Genomic DNA, 16759 nt, shown 5'->3' on the forward strand with positions numbered 1-16759 from the left:
GACGCACGATCGAAACAAACGATCTCTTGCGCCTGCGAGAGTGATACCGCATCAGTCATACGTTCTTTGCGGGCTGTTTCCCGGTCAAAGATCCACAATTCACCTCCGGGAGCACGTCAGTGGCAGCCCTTGCTCGATGGTGTGTGCGCAACCGCTTTCTCACGCTTCTGCTCTGGCTTCTCGCGCTCCTCGGCACGGCCTCGGCCGCCATCGCCACCGGCTCCGCGTACTCCAACGACTACGAGGTCCCCGGCACCGAGTCCGGCCGAGCCGCCCGACTGCTCGCGGAGGGCTTCCCGGATCTCGGCGGCGACAGTGACACCGTTGTCTGGCACACCGCCTCGGGCACCGTCCGCGCCGCCGACGTCGAACAGACCATGACCGGCACCCTGGAGAAGATCGCCGACCTGCCCGGCGTCAGCTCCGTCTCCACCGCGCGGACCAGCACGGACGGACACACGGCCTACGCCGTCGTCACCTTCGCCGACCGCGCCGAGGACATCGACGCCTCCGAGGCGCGAGCCGTCGTACGGACCGCGAAGGCGGCCGAGGGCGACGGGCTCCAGGTCGAGCTGGGCGGCAGCGCCATCGCGCTCACCGAGTCCAGCGGCGGGCATCTCGCCGAGGCCGTCGGCGTGGTCGTCGCCGCGGTCGTGCTGTTCCTCGCCTTCGGCTCGCTCGCCGCGTCGCTGCTGCCCATCGCCACCGCCCTGGTCGGCGTCGGCACCGCGTACGCCGGCATCGTGCTGCTCGGACACGCCATGACCGTCGCCGACTTCGCGCCCATGCTCGGCATGCTCGTCGGCCTCGGCGTCGGCATCGACTACGCGCTGTTCATCGTGACCCGGCACCGGCGCGGGCTGAAACGGGGGCTCTCGGTCACCGAGGCCGCCGCGAACGCCGTCGCCACCACCGGACGCGCGGTCGTCTTCGCGGGCGCCACCGTCTGCATAGCCCTGCTCGGCATGTTCATCCTGCGGCTGAGCTTCCTCAACGGCGTGGCGATAGCGGCCTCCCTGACCGTCGTCCTCACCGTCGCCGCCTCCGTGACGCTGCTGCCCGCGCTGCTGTCCTTCATCGGCATGCGCGCCCTCAGCCGACGCGAGCGCCGCCGGCTCGCCGAACACGGGCCCCGGCCGGAGGTGCCGACCGGCTTCGCCGCCCGCTGGTCGGCGTTCGTGGAGCGCCACCCCAAACTGCTCGGCGCCATCGCCCTGGGCGTCATCTCCGTCCTCGCGCTGCCCACCTTCGCCCTCCACCTCGGCACCTCCGACCAGGGCAACGCCCCGAAGTCCGCCACCACCCGCCAGGCCTACGACCTCCTCGCCGAAGGCTTCGGCGCCGGCGTCAACGGTCCGCTGACGCTGGTGACCTCCGTCCACGGCGCCGAGGACCGGCTCGCCCTCGACAACCTGGACCTCGCCCTGCGCACCACCGAGGGCGTGGCGTCCGCGACCCCGGTGACCTTCGACTCCGCCGGCCGCACCGCGTACCTCACCGTCGTGCCGGAGTCCGCCCCGCAGTCACAGCGCACAAGCGAACTCGTCGACCGCCTGCGCACCGAGGTGCTGCCCCGCGCCGAGACCGGCACCTCCCTCGATGTGCACGTCGGCGGGGTGACCGCCGGGTACGACGACTTCGCGGACGTCATCGTCGGCAAACTGCCGCTGTTCGTGGGCGTCGTCATCGGCCTGGGCTGTCTGCTGTTGCTGCTCGCGTTCCGGTCCGTCGGCATACCGCTCAAGGCCGCCGCGATGAACGTGGCCGCCGTGGCCGCCGCCTTCGGGGTCGTCGTCGCGATCTTCCAGTGGGGCTGGGGGAGCGAGCTGCTCGGCCTCGGCCGGGCCGGGCCGATCGAGCCCTTCCTCCCCGTGATCATGGTGTCGGTGCTGTTCGGCCTCTCCATGGACTACCAGGTCTTCCTGGTCAGCCGGATGTACGAGGAATGGCTGGAGACCGGCGACAACCGGCGCGCCGTCCGGATCGGCCTCGCCGAGACCGGCAGCGTGATCAACTCCGCCGCCGTCATCATGATCTCCGTCTTCCTCGCCTTCGTCCTCAGCGGCGACCGGGTGATCGCCATGTTCGGCATCGCCCTCGCCTCGGCCGTCGCCCTCGACGCGTTCGTCCTGCGCACGCTCCTCGTCCCCGCCCTCATGCATCTGCTCGGCGGCGCCAACTGGTGGCTGCCGCGCTGGCTGGACCGGCGGCTGCCGCGGATCAGCATCGAGCCGCCCGAGTCCCGCGCCGCCCATGAGAGGCTCACCGAGGCAGTGGAGGCACTGGAGAAGGGACCGCGGCCGGATGTACGCGATATCGCTGGGTGACGACGGAGCGGAACTGCGCCCCCTGGAGCCCTGGCACGCCGAGGAGTTCCTGGCGCACCTGGAGCGCGGCCGGGAGTTCATCAACCAGTACGTCCCGTTCGGCTCCAAGGCCACCGACGCGGCCGGCGCACGGGAGGTCCTGCAGCGGTACGCCGATATGCGCGCCGCCGACACCGGCTCGCTGCACGGCATCTGGCTGGACGGCACGCTCGTCGGCGGGGTGCTCTTCCTGAACTTCGACGCCGAGGCCGCGAACTGCGAGGTCGGCTGCTGGCTGGAACCCGACGGCACCGGCCGCGGGCTGATCACCCGGGCCATGCGGGTGCTGATCGACTTCGCCGTGGAGCAGCGCGGGATCCAGCGCGTCGAATGGGTCGCCTCCGCCGGGAACACGCCCAGCCTGAACGTCGCCCGGCGACTGGGGATGACCCGCGACGGCGTCCGCCGGCAGGCCTACCCCTATCGTGGGGTGCGGCACGACCTCGAAGTGTGGTCCGTGCTGGCCCAGGAGTGGCGCGACGCACACGCGCGCGACGCTCACAACGATCATTAAGGGACCTCTCAGAGAGCGTCCGTACGGTGCGAGGTATGGGAACCAAGACTGTTGACGAGGCCGGCGCAGAGACCGGCCCCGAGGCGAAGACCGACGACAAGAAGGTGGACGTCACCAAGACCGACGCCACGGACGAGGTGACGCAGCCCCAGGAGAGCGACGAGGCCGCCGACACCGAGGAGACCGACGACGCCGACGAGGCCGCGGACTTCGAGGAGGGCGCCGACGTCGTCGTGGCCGAGGAGGGCCCCACCGGCATCGGCCAGGGCGCGGGCGCCGTCGTCGCCGCCGTGCTCGGCTTCGTGTCGCTCACCGGCAGCTGGATCGGCACGGTCGCCGGAGCCCGCCAGAACGTCGTCGGCCAGCTGGAGATGTCGTCGAGCACGAACGCGAGCGTCTCCAAGCAGATCGAGGTCGTCTACGGCGACGCCTGGCAGACCACCGCGCTGTGGGGCGGCCTGTTCGCGCTGGCCGCGCTGGTCGTAGCCGTCGTCGTGCTGGCCCGCCCGGCCTTCGGCAACCCCGCCCGTCCGCAGGCGGCCTGGATCAAGTCGGTCTCCTGGGCCGGCCTCACGCTCGGTGTCATCGGACTGCTCCTGGCCGTCCTGAAGTACACCGACGCACTGCTCGGCCTGCCCTCCGCGAGCTGAGTACCCGCACGTCACGAGGGGTCTTAGACCGACCGTAAGCACCTTACGGCCGGCCTAGGGCCCCTCAGGCGCGTCTAAGGCCCCGCCCGCCGCCGAAGATGCGGAACTCTCCCGATGTGACGCACCCCCCTGGGAGACGAAGGTTGAGGCATCGCACCGAGCGAAGCCGGAAAAACCGACCTCAGGGGACGCACACCATGTACGAGTACGAGTTTCAGCAGGCCCGCTCCGCCGAACTGCTCCGCCGGGCCGCACACGAGCGGCAGGTCCGCGAGGCCGTCCGCGGCGCTCGCGCCGCCCGCCGCGAGGCCGCCGAACGCGCCGCCGCCGAACGCTCGGAAGGCGGCGCCGAGAGCGAATCGCATACCGGCCGCCTCCGCAGGCTCCGGTTCGCCCGGCCGGCGTGAGCCCCCGGGCGGGGGCCGGCACGGTGGCGGAGGGCGGCCGCACGGGGGTCGGCCGCCCTTCCGCGAACAGCCCGGGCAGCCCGGGCGGCCCGGCGATAACCGCTGGGCCGCCCGCGCGTCCGCATGCCATGCTCGCCCCCGTGGAGACCAGGTCCGTCAGCCCCGTCTTCGTCGGTCGCGCCGACGAGTTGGACACCCTGAGCGACGCGCTCTCCCGCGCCGCCGCGGGAGAGCCGCAGGCACTGCTCATCGGCGGCGAGGCCGGGGTCGGCAAGACCCGGCTCGTCGAGGAGTTCGCCACGGCCGCCCACCGCCGGAACGCGGTCGTCGCGCTCGGCGGCTGCGTCGAGATCGGCGCCGACGGACTGCCCTTCGCCCCCTTCTCCACCGCCCTGCGCGCCCTGCACCGGGCCCTGCCGGACGAAGTCGCCGCCGCCGCGGCCGGTCAGCAGGAGGAACTCGCCCGGCTGCTCCCGGAGCTGGGCCGCAGCGGGGCCGGCCGGCACAACGAGGAGGGCATGGCGCGGCTCTTCGAACTCACCGCCCGCCTCCTGGAACGCGTCGCCGCCGACCGCACGGTCGTCCTCGCCCTGGAGGACCTGCACTGGGCCGACGCCTCCACCCGCCACCTCCTGTCCTACCTGCTGCGCACCCTGCGCACCGGCCGGCTCGTCGTCCTCGCCACCTACCGCGCCGACGACATCCACCGCCGCCACCCGCTGCGCCCCCTGCTCGCCGAACTCGACCGGCTGCGCACCGTCCGGCGTCTCGAACTCGCCCGCCTCACCCGCGACGAGGTCTGCCGCCAGATCGCCGGGATCCTCGCCCGGGAACCCGACCCCGACCTGGTCGACGACATCTTCCAGCGCTCCGACGGCAACGCCTTCTTCGTCGAGGAACTCGCCGTCGCCGCCCACGAGGGCTGCCGCCCCGGCCTCACCGACACCCTGCGCGACCTGCTGCTCGTCCGCGTCGAGGCGCTGCCCGAGGGCGCCCAGAAAGTCGCCCGGATCGTCGCCGAGGGCGGTTCCACCGTAGAGTCCCGGCTGCTCGACGCCGTCGCCCGGCTCGCCGAGGACGAGCTCATCGAGGCACTGCGGGCCGCTGTGAACGCCAACCTCCTGCTCGCCACCCCCGCCGGGGACGGCTACCGGTTCCGCCACTCCCTGGTCCGCGAGGCCGTCAGCGACGACCTGCTGCCCGGCGAACGCTCCCGCCTCAACCGCCGCTACGCCGAAGCACTCCAGGCGGACCCGACGCTCGTCCCCGCCGACGAGCGCGTCATGCGGCTCGCCAGCTACTGGTACCACGCGCACGACCCGGCCAAGGCCCTGCCCGCCGTCCTGGACGCGTCCGTCGAGGCCCGCTCCCGGCGCGCCTACAGCGAACAACTGCGGCTCCTGGAACGGGCCATGGAGCTGTGGGAGACCGCGCCCGAGGAGATCCGGGCCGCCCTGCGCGCGGTCGACTACACCGAGTCCTTCCCTCCCCCACTGCCTGAAGGGCGCGGGGGGACCCCCAGCGGCTGCGACCCGGCCACCACCCCGCTGCGCTACCTCGACCTCATGGCGGAAGCCGCCGTCGCCGGCCGCTACTGCGGGGAACGGGAACGCGCCGTGAAGATCACCAAGCGGGCGCTGCGCCTGCTCCAGGACGACAACGACCCCCTGCGCTCCGCCTGGTTCTGGGTGCAGCGCTCCCGGCTGCTGCGCTCCCTGGGCCGGGGCAGCGGCCGCGAGGAGCTGGCCGCCGCGCAGGACCTGGTGCGCGGTCTGCCGCCCAGCGAGGTGCACGCCGAGGTGCTCATGCACATCGCCAACTGGTGCATGGTCCACGCCCCCGGCCCCGACGCCTTCGCCGACGCCGAGCGGGCCGTGGAGTACGCCCGGCTGGTCGGCGCCCGCGAGACCGAGCTCAACGCCCGCCAGATCCTCGGCGTCCTGATGGTCCACGCCGGCCATATCGAGGCCGGGCTCGCCGAGCTGAACGAGGTCAGGGAACGGGCCCTCGCCGAGGACATGCCGTCCGTCGCCCTCAACGCCTACGTCAACCTGCCCGCCGAACTGGAGGCGGTCGGCCGCTCCCGCGAGGCCGTGCCGATCCTGGAGAAGGGCCAGGCCTACGCCGAGCGGCACGGACTGCCCGACACCGAGGCCTGGATGGCGGGCAACCTCACCGAGTCCCTGTTCTCCCTGGGCCGCTGGGCGGAGGCGGACCGCGCCTGCGCCCTCGCCGGACGGCTCGGCCAGGGTGTGTCGATCCGCGGCACGCACGCCGGTCTGCGCGCCGAACTCGCCCTCGCCCGGGGCGACCTCGCGGACGCCGGCCGGCAACTCGCCGCCTCAGAGGACTTCTTCGCCAACCACGATCACGCGCCCCAGCACCACTTCCCCCTCGCCCGCCTCGCCATCGGACTCGCCGCGGCCGAGGGGCGCCCGCTGGACGCCCGCGCCCGCATCGCGCGCGTCCTCGACCGCGACTTCCCGCCCGGCGCCCAGAACTACGCCTGGCCCCTGCTGCTCGCCGCCGCCTCCGCGGAGGGCGACGCCCGCGCGCTGCCCGCCGCCGAACCGGGGCGTGCCGACCTCCTCGACCGGATCCGCGCCGCCGCCAAGCAGCTCGCCACGCTCGCCCCCGTCTGGCAGGCCCACGAACGCTGGGTCCGCGCCGAACTCCTGCGCGCCGAGGGCCGCACCGACCCGGACGACTGGTCCGAGGTGGTCGCCGCCTTCGAGCGCCTCGAACGCCCCTACGACCTGGCCCGCACCCGGTACCGCCTCGCCGAGGCCCTGCTCTCCGTCGGCGGCGACGACGAACGCGACCGCGCCGCCGAACTCCTCCGCCTCGCCCACGCCGTCGCCGGCCACCTCGGCGCCCGCCCCGTGGCCGAAGCCGTCACCCTCCTCGCGCGGCGCGCCCGGCTCTCCCTGGCCCACACCCCGCACCGCGCGGACCCCGAGGCCGACCCCCTCACGGCCCTCGGCCTCACCAGCCGCGAACGCGACGTCCTGCGCCTGGTCTCGGCCGGCCGCAGCAACCGCCAGATCGCCGAGGAGCTCTTCATCTCCCCGAAGACCGCGAGCGTCCACGTCTCGAACATCCTGTCCAAGCTCGACGTCACCGGCCGCGGCGAGGCAGCGGCCCTGGCCCACCGACTGCACCTGTTCCCGCCGGGGGCGGGGGAGGGGTTGGTGGCGCGATAATGGCGGCAGTCCACTAGGGAGGAGCCGTGTTGTACCAGATCGAGTACACCGAGCGTGCGGCAGCGCAGCGCGACACGTTGCCGGAGGACCGACGCAAGCTCTTGGAGCGTGGGCTCCTGAAACTTGCCGAGGACCCGTTCACGCCTCTGTCCCAGGCTGTCAGCGGCGAGGACATCCGTGTCGTGTCGGTCGCTCCGGGGCTGACTGTCGACTACATGGTGCACCGGGCTTTCCTGATCCTGGTGTCCGTGGCGATCCTCGACCAGTCGCTCATCAACGAGTAACCGCCGACCCGACGCGGCCCGGAAGGGAACAGCGATGTTCAACGCCTTCGAGGAACTGTTCTCACCGGGTCGCAAGCACACCCGGGACGAGCAGAACAGGCTGGAGCTGACCCGGGAGGACGTCGGGGACGCCGATCCCGGGCGCGGCCCGATAGACCTCGCGTCGGGCAAGGTCGTGGTCAGGGCCCCCGAACCGGAGGACGAGGACGGCGCCGCGAAGGGGCGCGGGGAACTGCGCGACCAGCCACGACGGACCCGCTGACGAAGTACCTGATCTCCGGCGGAGCGCTTTCGCGGAGCGTCAGCTCACCTGGAGCTCCAGTATTCGGTCGTCGCCCGACTTCGGGTCACCGCGCCCGTCCGTGTTGCTCGTCGTGACCCACAGTCTGTCGCCGCCCGCCGCCACCACCGTGCGCAGCCGCCCGTACTCGCCTTCGAGGAAGGCCTGCGGGTCTGCCGAGGCCGCCGTGCCGTTCAGCGGGATGCGCCACAGGCGCTGTCCCCTCAGCCCCGCCATCCAGATCGAGCCCTCGGCGTAGGCGATGCCGCTGGGAGAGGCGTCGTCGGTGCCCCACTGGGCTATCGGGTTCCGGTACGCGTCGTCCTCGGACCTGCCCTCCGCCTTCGGCCAGCCGTAGTCGGCGCCCGGCTCGATCGCGTTCAGTTCGTCCCATGTGTTCTGGCCGAACTCCGACGCGAACAGACGCTGCTTGGAGTCCCAGGCCAGCCCCTGCACATTGCGGTGGCCGTACGAGTACACCGCAGAGTCCGGGAACGGGTTGCCGGCGGCCGGTTCGCCCTCCGGGGTCAGCCGCAGGATCTTGCCGCCCAGGGACTTCTTGTCCTGGGACAGACCTCGGTCGCCGCTTTCGCCCGTGCCGACGTACAGCATCTTGTCCGGGCCGAAGGCGATCCGCCCGCCGTTGTGGATCGTGCCCTTCGGGATGCCCCTGAAGACCGTGTCGGGCGCCCCCAGCCGGTCCCCGGCGGGCCGCTTCGCGTCGTAGATCATCCGGACGATGCGGTTGTCCGAGGCCGAGGTGAAGTACGCGTAGACCATGTGGTCGGAGGCGTAGTCGGGGGAGAGGGCGAGGCCCAGCAGGCCGCCCTCGCCCGCGGCGGAGACGCCCGGCACCTCGCCGACCTCGGTCTTCGCGCCCGTCTTCGCGTCCACCAGCGTGATCGTCCCCTCGTCGCGTGAGGCGACCAGCAGGCCGCCCTCGGGAAGGGGAGCGAGGCCCCAGGGGCTGTTCAGGCCCTCGGCGACCGTACGCACCACCTTGACCGTGCCCTTCGCGGGCGGGGTCTCCTCGGCGGACGGGGCGGACGAGGACGCGGACGCCGTCGTCGTACCTCTCGGCGAGGCGGTTCCGGCCGCCCCGGCCGTTCCTCCGCCGTCGGAGGAGCAGCCGGCCGTCAGCAGGAGTGCGCTCGTGGCCATCACGGCCGACACAGCTCGACGTTGCACGATCATGTCCCTTCGGCACGGAGGCGCCTTCGGCGGGCCCCACTTGTCCTACGCCGCAGAGCCCTCAGGGGTTCCCGATCCACCCGAACCCACCCCGAAAGCGGGACGCCCAGCGGCCCCCGAAGCGGGATCCACGAGACGGCAACCGGCGCGGGACCCGGGGCGGGACCCGGGGCGGGACCCGGGGCGGAGCCCGGCGGGGGACCCGGGGCGGAGCCCGAGGCGGTAGCCGAGAGCGGGGCTTACTCCCACGAACCCCGTGCCGCCGGCAGTTCCGCCACCTCCGCCAGGTCCTGCGGCGTCAGCCGCAGTGCCGATGCCTCCGCGTTCTCCGCTGCCCAGCGCTCGTGCTTGGCGCCCGGCACCGGGACCACGTGCCGGCCCTGCGCCAGCACCCAGGCCAGGGCCACCTGCGCCGCCGTCACCGCGTCCCCGTGCCGGGCGGCGACCCGGCGCAGACCGGCGACGATCGGCTGGTTCGCGGCCATCATCTCGGCGGTGAAACGCGGGTGCCGGGCCCGCATGTCGTCGGGCTCGAAGCCCTCGCCGGGGGTCAGCGTGCCGGTCAGGAAGCCGTTGCCGAGCGGCATCGCCGCCACGAAGCCGATTCCCCGCGCCGCGCACCACGGCAGCAGGTCGTCCAGCGCCTCCGGCGACCACACCGACAGCTCCGCCTCCACCGCGCTCACCGGGAAGACCTGCTGCACCCGCCGCAGCTGCCGAATCGTTCCGTCGTGCAGTCGCCCACCGGATCGCCCACCGGATCGCCGACCGCCCCGCGCGCCCATCGCGCACAGCCCCAAGGCCCGCACCTTGCCCGCCGCCACCAGCTCGGCCATCGCGCCCCAGGTCTCCTCGACCGGGACCTCGGGGTCGGCGCGGTGCAACTGGTAGAGGTCGATGACATCCGTCTGCAACCGTCGCAGGGAGGCGTCGCAGGCCCGCTTCACATACCCGGGACGGCCGTTGGCCACGATGTGCTGCTCACCGACGAGCAGACCGACCTTCGTCGACACGAACGCATCCTCGCGCCGCTCCTTCAACACCCGCCCCACCAGGAGCTCGTTGGTGAACGGGCCGTACATGTCGGCGGTGTCCAGCAGGGACGAACCCGCGTCCAGCGCCCGGTGCACCGCCCTCAGCGACTCGTCGCCCCGCTGCCGCGACCCGCTGTACGCCCAGCTCATCGGCATGCACCCGAGTCCGACGGACCCCACCTCGAGCGCCCCCGCGCCGATCCTCCTGCGCTCCACCTGCCCGAAACCCTCCCTCTCCAGACCCCCCAACCTAACGTCTGTGTCGACGTGTGCCTGACATAGCCTCCTGCCCATGAGCTCAGACATGGCACTCGACGTATGGCTGCCCCTTCCGCCAGAGGACATCGACGGTCTTCCCGAGGGGCTCGACTACCGCTTCTGGGACGGCGGCGAGGACGGGGACCAGGAGTTCCCGGCCGATCCCGCGGACTGCGCCTTCTATGTGGTGCCCTACCTGAAGCAGCAGTCCGTGAAGGTACGGCCGCTGCGGCAGATGCGCCGCCTCCAGGTCGTGCAGACGCTCAGCGCCGGCGTCGACGACGTCAGCGTCCAACTGGCGGACCTCGTGCCCGGTGTGCGGCTGTGCAACGCGCGCGGGGTGCACGAGGCGAGCACCGCTGAACTCGCGCTCACCCTCACCCTCGCCGCCCTGCGCGGCGTCCCCGACTTCGTGCGCGCCCAGGACAAGGGGCTGTGGCAGAGCGGCTTCCACCCCGCGCTCGCCGACAAGAACGTGCTCATCGTCGGGTACGGCTCCATCGGCTCCGCCATCGAGGACCGGCTCGTGCCCTTCGAGGTGGCGCGGGTGGCGCGCGTCGCGCGCTCCTGGCGCACGACGGCGCGCGGGCCTGTGCATCCGATCGCCGAACTGCCCGCCCTGCTCCCCGAGGCGGACGTCGTGATCCTGTCCACGCCGCTGACCGAGAGCACGCTCGGCCTGGTCGACGCCGACTTCCTGGGCCGTATGAAGGACGGCGCACTGCTGGTCAACGTGGCCCGCGGCCCGGTCGTCGACACCGAGGCGCTGCTCGCCGAACTGGAGACCGGCCGCATCACCGCCGCGCTGGACGTCACCGACCCCGAGCCGCTGCCCCCGGGCCACCGGCTGTGGACCGCGCCGGGCGTGCTCGTCAGCCCGCACGTCGGAGGCCCCACCTCCGCCTTCCTGCCCCGCGCCAAGCGCCTGCTGGTGGACCAGTTGGGCCGCTTCGTGAACCGGGAGCCGCTGCGCAACGTGATCCTTACGACGGGCACGGCGAACGGATCGTGACGACCGGGGCACACCTGTAGTCCGGTTCGGGCACCCTCCGCAGTCCCCCGGACGCGGTCCGTACCTCTTCCGGGCGCATATGCCGATGATCGTCACGCAGCGTAGAGGAACTATGTCCCTGAGTGACGAGACTGGTGTATCGTCCCGACAGGGGCTGCGCCGCGCACTTTCGGCGTGAGGGATGGATATTTCAGACTTGTGAGGGGGGCGACGGGCGATGCACGGCCTTTGGACGAACGATCCGACGCGGCGGAGCCGCCGGCGGCGACCCTGGCGCTCGACCGCGCGTAGGCACGGTCACGACACTCACCGCCACCGGAGCCACGCACAGCCGGTGTTCTCGGACCCGAGGGATTCGGGAGCGACGCGGACCGGGAGGACCCGGTGAGCTCGCCCACCACCTCCACGACTCTCCTCGACGGAAAGCTGCGCACGCAGCCCTCGACGGGGACGCCACGCACCGTGCCGCCGGCCAAGGGCGGCCCCGCATCGAACCTCCTCCACCAACTGCTGCTGGCCCTGCTGTGCGCGGGATACGCCATCGGTTCCGCGCTCGGCTGGGGGTCGGACGAACTCGCCCTGATCATGGGCGACTTCGGACTCAGCGCCGCGGCGGGCACCGCCGCCGTCTCCTGCTTCCTGTACGCGCGCACCCGCCGCATCCGCTTTCGACCCGCCTGGCTGCTGTTCGCGCTCTCCTCGGCGATGGCGGCCCTCGGCAACCTGGTCTGGGGGTGGTACGAGGTGGTCCTGGGCCGGCCCGTGCCCAGCCCCAGCTACGCCGACCTGTTCTTCCTCTGCTTCGCGCCCCCCGCCATCGTGGGACTGCTCGTGCTCGCCGCCCGACCGATGACGAAGGCCGGCTGGGTCTGCCTGGCGCTGGACGCCTGGCTGATCGCCGGCTCGCTGCTCACCCTCTCCTGGAGCCTCGCGCTCGCCCAGGCGGCGAAGTTCGACGGGCCCAGCGTGGCGCACGCGGCGCTGTCGCTGGCGTATCCGCTGCTCGACATCGCCCTGGTGAGCATGGTGCTGGTGCTGCACTTCCGGCGCACCGCGGTGAACCGCTCGGCGGTCAACACCGCCGTCGGCGCCCTCGCGCTGACCGTGATGTGCGACGCCCTGTTCACCTCACCGCTGCTGCACAACAACTACCGCTCGGGCCAACTGCTCGACGCGGGCTGGTTCGCCGGCTCGCTGCTCCTGGCGTACGCGCCCTGGGCCGCCTCCCGCCAGCAGGGACCGGCGTCGGACGAGGGGCACACGCGTGTGGTGCACGAGCACGTACCCGGCCACCGCACCGGCGGCTACCCGCACGGACCGTCGCACCCGGCCGCTCACCCTGCCGCCCACGCGTCCGCCCACCCGGCCGCGCAGACGCCTCCCCAGGGCGGCGATCACGGCCGGTATCCGGCCACCCGGCCCATCACCGGCTCCCTGGCCGCGCTGACGCCCTATCTCGCCGCCGCCGTCTGCACCCTGGGGATCCTCTACAACGTCCTCAACGGCCGCAGCGTCGACCGCGTGGTGCTGCTGACCGGCGGCGCCGTCGTGCTCGCCCTGGTGGTGCGCCAGGGGATCATGCTGCTCGACAACATCACCCTCACCCAGGAACTGGCGCAGAAGGAGAACCACTTCCGCTCCCTGGTGCAGGGCTCCAGCGACGTCATCATGATCGCCGCCCCCAGCGGCATCCTGCGCTACGTCTCCCCGGCCGCCGCCGGGGTCTACGGCCGGCCCGCGGAAGAGCTGGTCGGCAGCGAACTGGCGAACCTGATCCACCCGGAGGACCTGGGCTGCGTCGTGCACGAGGTGCGCCGCTTCCTCGCCGCGAGCCCCCAGGACGAACCCACGACCCGCATCGAGTGCCGCTTCCGCTCCGGCGACGGGGGCTGGCTCAACGTCGAGTCGACCGTCAACCGGCACCACGGCGGCCTGATCTTCAACAGCCGGGACGTGACCGAGCGCGTCCGCCTCCAGGCGCAGCTCCAGCACAACGCCGAGCACGACCCGCTCACCGACCTGCCCAACCGCGCGCTGTTCACCCGGCGCGTCCAGCAGGCCCTGTCCGGCCGCCGCAGCTCCGACCGCGGCCCCGCGCTGCGCAACACCGCGGTCCTCTTCATCGACCTCGACGGCTTCAAGGCCGTCAACGACACCATCGGCCACGCGGCCGGGGACGAACTGCTGGTCCAGGCCGCCCGCAGGCTCCACGAAGCGGTCCGCAAGGGCGACACCGCCTCCCGGCTGGGCGGCGACGAGTTCGCCGCGCTGATCGTCGGCGACGGCACCCGCGACCGGGCCGCCCGGGAACGCCACATACTGGAACTCGCCGACCGGCTCCGGCTCACGCTCTCGCAGCCCTACCTGATCGACGGCAACGAGGTCCGGGTCGCCGCGTCCATCGGCGTCGCCTTCGCCGAACCGGGGCTCGGCGCCGGAGAGCTGCTGCGCAACGCCGACCTCGCCATGTACCGCGCCAAGGCGGGCGGCAAGGGCCGGGTCGAGCTCTACAAGCCGCAGATGCAGCAGGACGTCGTACGCAAGGCGGAGCTGGCCACGCGGCTGCGTGCCGCGCTGCACGACGGCGAGTTCGCCCTGCTGCACCAGCCCGTGGTGCGCCTGGAGGACGGCCGGATCTCGTCGGTCGCCGCGCAGGCCCGCTGGCGCTCCTCCCAAGGAGTGCTCTTCACGCCCGCCGAGTTCCTGCGGGTCGCGGAGGACAGCGACAAGACGGCCGAGCTGGACCGCTGGCTGCTGGAGGAGGCCGTCGAACAGGCCGCCGACCGGGCCGCCGGCGGGCTCACCGTGCCCGTGGTCGTGCGGGTGGGCGCCCGGCGGCTGCTGGACCGGTCGATGCCGCTGGGCTCCGTCGAGGCCCTGCTGACGCGGCACGGGCTGCCGTCCGGGTCGCTGGTGGTCGAGCTGTCCGACACCGACCCCAGAGTCCCGCTGGACGAGCTGGAGCGCCGGCTGGCGGCCCTGAAGCGCCTCGGCGTCCGCATCGCCCTGGACGGCTTCGGCAGCGGCTACGCGACCTTCACCGCACTGCGGCGGCTCCCCGTCGACGTGCTCAAGCTCGACCGCTCGCTGGTCGAGGGGGTCGTCGAGTCCGCGCGGCTGCACAAGATCACCGGTGGGCTGCTGCGGATCGCCGGCGATCTCGGACTGCAGTCCGTGGCCGACGGCGTGGACCTGCCCGAGCAGGTCGTCGCCCTGCGCGCGCTGGGCTGCACGCACGGCCAGGGCATGGCGTTCTCCGGACCGCTGGACGAGTACCGGCTGCGCCGGGGGCTCGCGACCGGCCGCTACCCGGTGCCGCACGGCCCGGCCGAGCCGGCGTTCGCGGGCGGCGGCGCGGGGGTGTACACCAGTGGGGTGACTGCCGCAGTGACAGCCGTTCTGGGGAGCGGAAGTGCCCTTCGCTCACATAATGAGACTCCCGTCCCACCCACTTGACAGTCGGTGCGCGCCAGGGGGAGGGTCAATGCCATGCGCACCCGAATTCTCGTACTTGGAAAGCGCGTCGGCTGACGCTGGTGACGTCCGGGAGGACCCGGAACGCACAGCGACCCACACCCGGCGCGCTCCCCTCGCTTGCCTTCTGGCACGAGGGGTTTTTTGTTGCACAAAACCCGCAGGACCCCAGCCAGACCCTCAGTGAAACCCTCAGTAAAACCCTCAGCATCGAGAAGAGAATGCCGATGACCGAGCAGGCCACCGGGGCTCATCCGCAGCCACGGCCCCGATCCGGAGGACAGCACTCCGCTTCCGTCGAGCACGTGACGGGTGCGCAGTCCCTCATCCGTTCGCTCGAGGAGGTCGGCGCCGAGACGGTATTCGGCATTCCCGGCGGCACGATCCTGCCCGCCTACGACCCGATGATGGACTCGACGAGGGTCCGCCACGTCCTGGTCCGCCACGAGCAGGGCGCGGGTCACGCGGCCACCGGATACGCGCAGGCCACCGGCAAGGTCGGCGTCTGCATGGCGACGAGCGGCCCCGGCGCGACCAACCTGGTCACCCCGATCGCCGACGCCCACATGGACTCGGTGCCGCTCGTGGCGATCACCGGCCAGGTGGCGTCCAAGGCGATCGGCACGGACGCCTTCCAGGAGGCGGACATCGTCGGCATCACCATGCCGATCACCAAGCACAGCTTCCTGGTCACCAAGGCCGAGGACATCCCCCGGGTGATCGCGCAGGCCTTCCACATCGCCTCCACCGGCCGCCCCGGCCCGGTCCTGGTCGACATCCCCAAGGACATCCTCCAGGCGAAGACGACGTTCTCCTGGCCGCCGGTCATGGACCTGCCCGGCTACCGCCCGGTGACCAAGCCGCACGCCAAGCAGATCCGGGAGGCCGCCAAGCTGATCACCGCCGCCAAGCGGCCGATCCTGTACGTCGGCGGCGGTGTCATCAAGGCCGGCGCCACCGCAGAGCTGAAGGTCCTCGCCGAGCTGACCGGCGCGCCCGTCACCACCACGCTGATGGCGCTGGGCGCGTTCCCCGACAGCCACCCGCAGCACCTGGGCATGCCGGGCATGCACGGCTCGGTGGCCGCCGTCACCGGTCTGCAGAAGGCCGATCTGATCGTCGCCCTCGGCGCCCGCTTCGACGACCGCGTCACCGGCAAGCTCGACAGCTTCGCGCCGCACGCCAAGATCGTCCACGCGGACATCGACCCGGCCGAGATCGGCAAGAACCGCGCCGCCGACGTGCCGATCGTGGGGGACGCCCGCGAGGTCATCGCCGACCTGATCCAGGCGGTGCAGAAGGAGCACAGCGAGGGCCAGACCGGCGACTACGCCGCCTGGTGGAAGGACCTCGACCGCTGGCGCGAGACCTATCCGCTGGGCTACGACCAGCCCGCCGACGGCTCGCTCTCCCCGCAGCAGGTCATCGAGCGCATCGGACGACTCGCCCCCGAGGGCACGATCTTCACCGCGGGCGTCGGCCAGCACCAGATGTGGGCCGCCCACTTCATCCAGTACGAGAAGCCCGCCACCTGGCTGAACTCCGGCGGCGCGGGCACCATGGGCTACGCGGTCCCGGCCGCGATGGGCGCCAAGGCCGGCGCCCCGGACCGGCCGGTCTGGGCGATCGACGGCGACGGCTGCTTCCAGATGACCAACCAGGAACTCACCACCTGCGCCCTGAACAACATCCCGATCAAGGTCGCCATCATCAACAACGGCGCCCTCGGGATGGTCCGCCAGTGGCAGACCCTGTTCTACAACCAGCGGTACTCCAACACCGTGCTGCACAGCGGTCCGAACGACGTCAACCCCGACGCCCGCGGCACCCGCGTCCCCGACTTCGTGAAGCTGTCGGAGGCCATGGGCTGCCACGCGATCCGCTGCGAGTCCCCGGACGACCTCGACAAGGTCATCGAAGAGGCGAACTCGATCAACGACCGCCCGGTCGTCATCGACTTCATCGTCCACGAGGACGCCATGGTGTGGCCGATGGTCGCCGCCGGCACCTCCAACGACGAGATCCTGGCCGCCCGGGACGTCCGCCCCGACTTCGGCGACAACGAAGACGACTGAGCGAGAGAGAC

The 16759-nt window shown here is 72.2% G+C and carries 12 protein-coding genes; 10 read left to right on the forward strand and 2 right to left on the reverse strand.

Going from position 1 to position 16759, the window contains the following annotated elements; translation table 11 throughout:
* The first annotated feature begins 119 nt into the window (after positions 1-119).
* The 7 genes from ACWCPF_RS28930 (at position 120) to ACWCPF_RS28960 (ending at position 7686) form a co-directional block, all read left to right on the forward strand.
* The gene (locus ACWCPF_RS28930; RefSeq protein ID WP_451048043.1) at positions 120-2327 is read left to right on the forward strand and encodes an MMPL family transporter; all 2208 of its coding nucleotides are present in this window, start codon (positions 120-122) and stop codon (positions 2325-2327) included.
* Positions 2305-2880: a GNAT family N-acetyltransferase gene (locus ACWCPF_RS28935; RefSeq protein WP_451048044.1), complete on the forward strand. Its 576-nt coding sequence runs from the start codon at positions 2305-2307 to the stop codon at positions 2878-2880. Before ACWCPF_RS28930 ends, ACWCPF_RS28935 begins: the two co-directional genes overlap by 23 nt.
* Positions 2881-2915: 35 nt before the next feature.
* Positions 2916-3530, forward strand: a complete 615-nt coding sequence (locus ACWCPF_RS28940; protein ID WP_451048045.1) for a hypothetical protein — start codon at positions 2916-2918, stop codon at positions 3528-3530.
* A 197-nt stretch (positions 3531-3727) separates the two neighbouring features.
* A complete protein-coding gene (locus ACWCPF_RS28945) occupies positions 3728-3937 on the forward strand; it encodes a hypothetical protein (RefSeq protein ID WP_451048046.1) in 210 nt (69 codons plus the stop codon).
* A 128-nt stretch (positions 3938-4065) separates the two neighbouring features.
* A complete protein-coding gene (locus ACWCPF_RS28950; protein ID WP_451048047.1) occupies positions 4066-7140 on the forward strand; it encodes a helix-turn-helix transcriptional regulator in 3075 nt (1024 codons plus the stop codon).
* 26 nt (positions 7141-7166) lie between these two features.
* Positions 7167-7424 carry a type II toxin-antitoxin system RelE family toxin gene (locus ACWCPF_RS28955; protein ID WP_451048048.1) on the forward strand — a complete coding sequence of 86 codons (258 nt, stop codon included), beginning with the start codon at positions 7167-7169 and terminating at the stop codon, positions 7422-7424.
* A gap of 34 nt (positions 7425-7458) precedes the next feature.
* The gene (locus ACWCPF_RS28960) at positions 7459-7686 is read left to right on the forward strand and encodes a DUF6191 domain-containing protein (RefSeq protein WP_451048049.1); all 228 of its coding nucleotides are present in this window, start codon (positions 7459-7461) and stop codon (positions 7684-7686) included.
* Positions 7687-7725: 39 nt separating this feature from the next.
* Here the strand turns inward: ACWCPF_RS28960 and ACWCPF_RS28965 are convergent, their stop codons facing one another.
* Both ACWCPF_RS28965 and ACWCPF_RS28970 read right to left on the reverse strand, forming a co-directional pair.
* The gene (locus ACWCPF_RS28965; RefSeq protein WP_451048050.1) at positions 7726-8898 is read right to left on the reverse strand and encodes a PQQ-dependent sugar dehydrogenase; all 1173 of its coding nucleotides are present in this window, start codon (positions 8896-8898) and stop codon (positions 7726-7728) included.
* A gap of 236 nt (positions 8899-9134) precedes the next feature.
* Positions 9135-10145 (reverse strand): aldo/keto reductase, encoded by a 1011-nt coding sequence (locus ACWCPF_RS28970; RefSeq protein ID WP_451048051.1) that lies wholly within the window; start codon positions 10143-10145, stop codon positions 9135-9137.
* Positions 10146-10233: 88 nt separating this feature from the next.
* On the opposite strand from ACWCPF_RS28970, the gene ACWCPF_RS28975 reads away from it, so the two are divergent.
* The 3 genes from ACWCPF_RS28975 to ACWCPF_RS28985 all read left to right on the forward strand — a co-directional run bounded on the left by ACWCPF_RS28975 (position 10234) and on the right by ACWCPF_RS28985 (position 16748).
* Entirely contained in the window at positions 10234-11199 is a 966-nt protein-coding gene (locus tag ACWCPF_RS28975) for a 2-hydroxyacid dehydrogenase (RefSeq protein WP_451048093.1), read from the forward strand.
* 384 nt (positions 11200-11583) lie between these two features.
* On the forward strand, positions 11584-14655 hold the full coding sequence (locus tag ACWCPF_RS28980) for a putative bifunctional diguanylate cyclase/phosphodiesterase (RefSeq protein WP_451048052.1): 3072 nt from the start codon (positions 11584-11586) through the stop codon (positions 14653-14655).
* 245 nt (positions 14656-14900) lie between these two features.
* Positions 14901-16748: an acetolactate synthase large subunit gene (locus ACWCPF_RS28985; RefSeq protein WP_451048053.1), complete on the forward strand. Its 1848-nt coding sequence runs from the start codon at positions 14901-14903 to the stop codon at positions 16746-16748.
* Positions 16749-16759 lie beyond the last annotated feature (11 nt).

This window comes from Streptomyces sp. NPDC001858, from assembly GCF_053594615.1.

Excerpts from the sequence above, each read along its gene's own strand:
- ACWCPF_RS28935 (WP_451048044.1), top strand. The coding sequence starts at position 2,305 with ATGTACGCGATATCGCTGGGTGACGACGGAGCGGAACTGCGCCCCCTG.
- ACWCPF_RS28940 (WP_451048045.1), top strand. The coding sequence starts at position 2,916 with ATGGGAACCAAGACTGTTGACGAGGCCGGCGCAGAGACCGGCCCCGAG.
- ACWCPF_RS28945 (WP_451048046.1), top strand. The coding sequence starts at position 3,728 with ATGTACGAGTACGAGTTTCAGCAGGCCCGCTCCGCCGAACTGCTCCGC.
- ACWCPF_RS28950 (WP_451048047.1), top strand. The coding sequence starts at position 4,066 with ATGCTCGCCCCCGTGGAGACCAGGTCCGTCAGCCCCGTCTTCGTCGGT.
- ACWCPF_RS28960 (WP_451048049.1), top strand. The coding sequence starts at position 7,459 with ATGTTCAACGCCTTCGAGGAACTGTTCTCACCGGGTCGCAAGCACACC.
- ACWCPF_RS28965 (WP_451048050.1), bottom strand. The coding sequence starts at position 8,898 with ATGATCGTGCAACGTCGAGCTGTGTCGGCCGTGATGGCCACGAGCGCA.
- ACWCPF_RS28975 (WP_451048093.1), top strand. The coding sequence starts at position 10,234 with ATGGCACTCGACGTATGGCTGCCCCTTCCGCCAGAGGACATCGACGGT.
- ACWCPF_RS28985 (WP_451048053.1), top strand. The coding sequence starts at position 14,901 with ATGACCGAGCAGGCCACCGGGGCTCATCCGCAGCCACGGCCCCGATCC.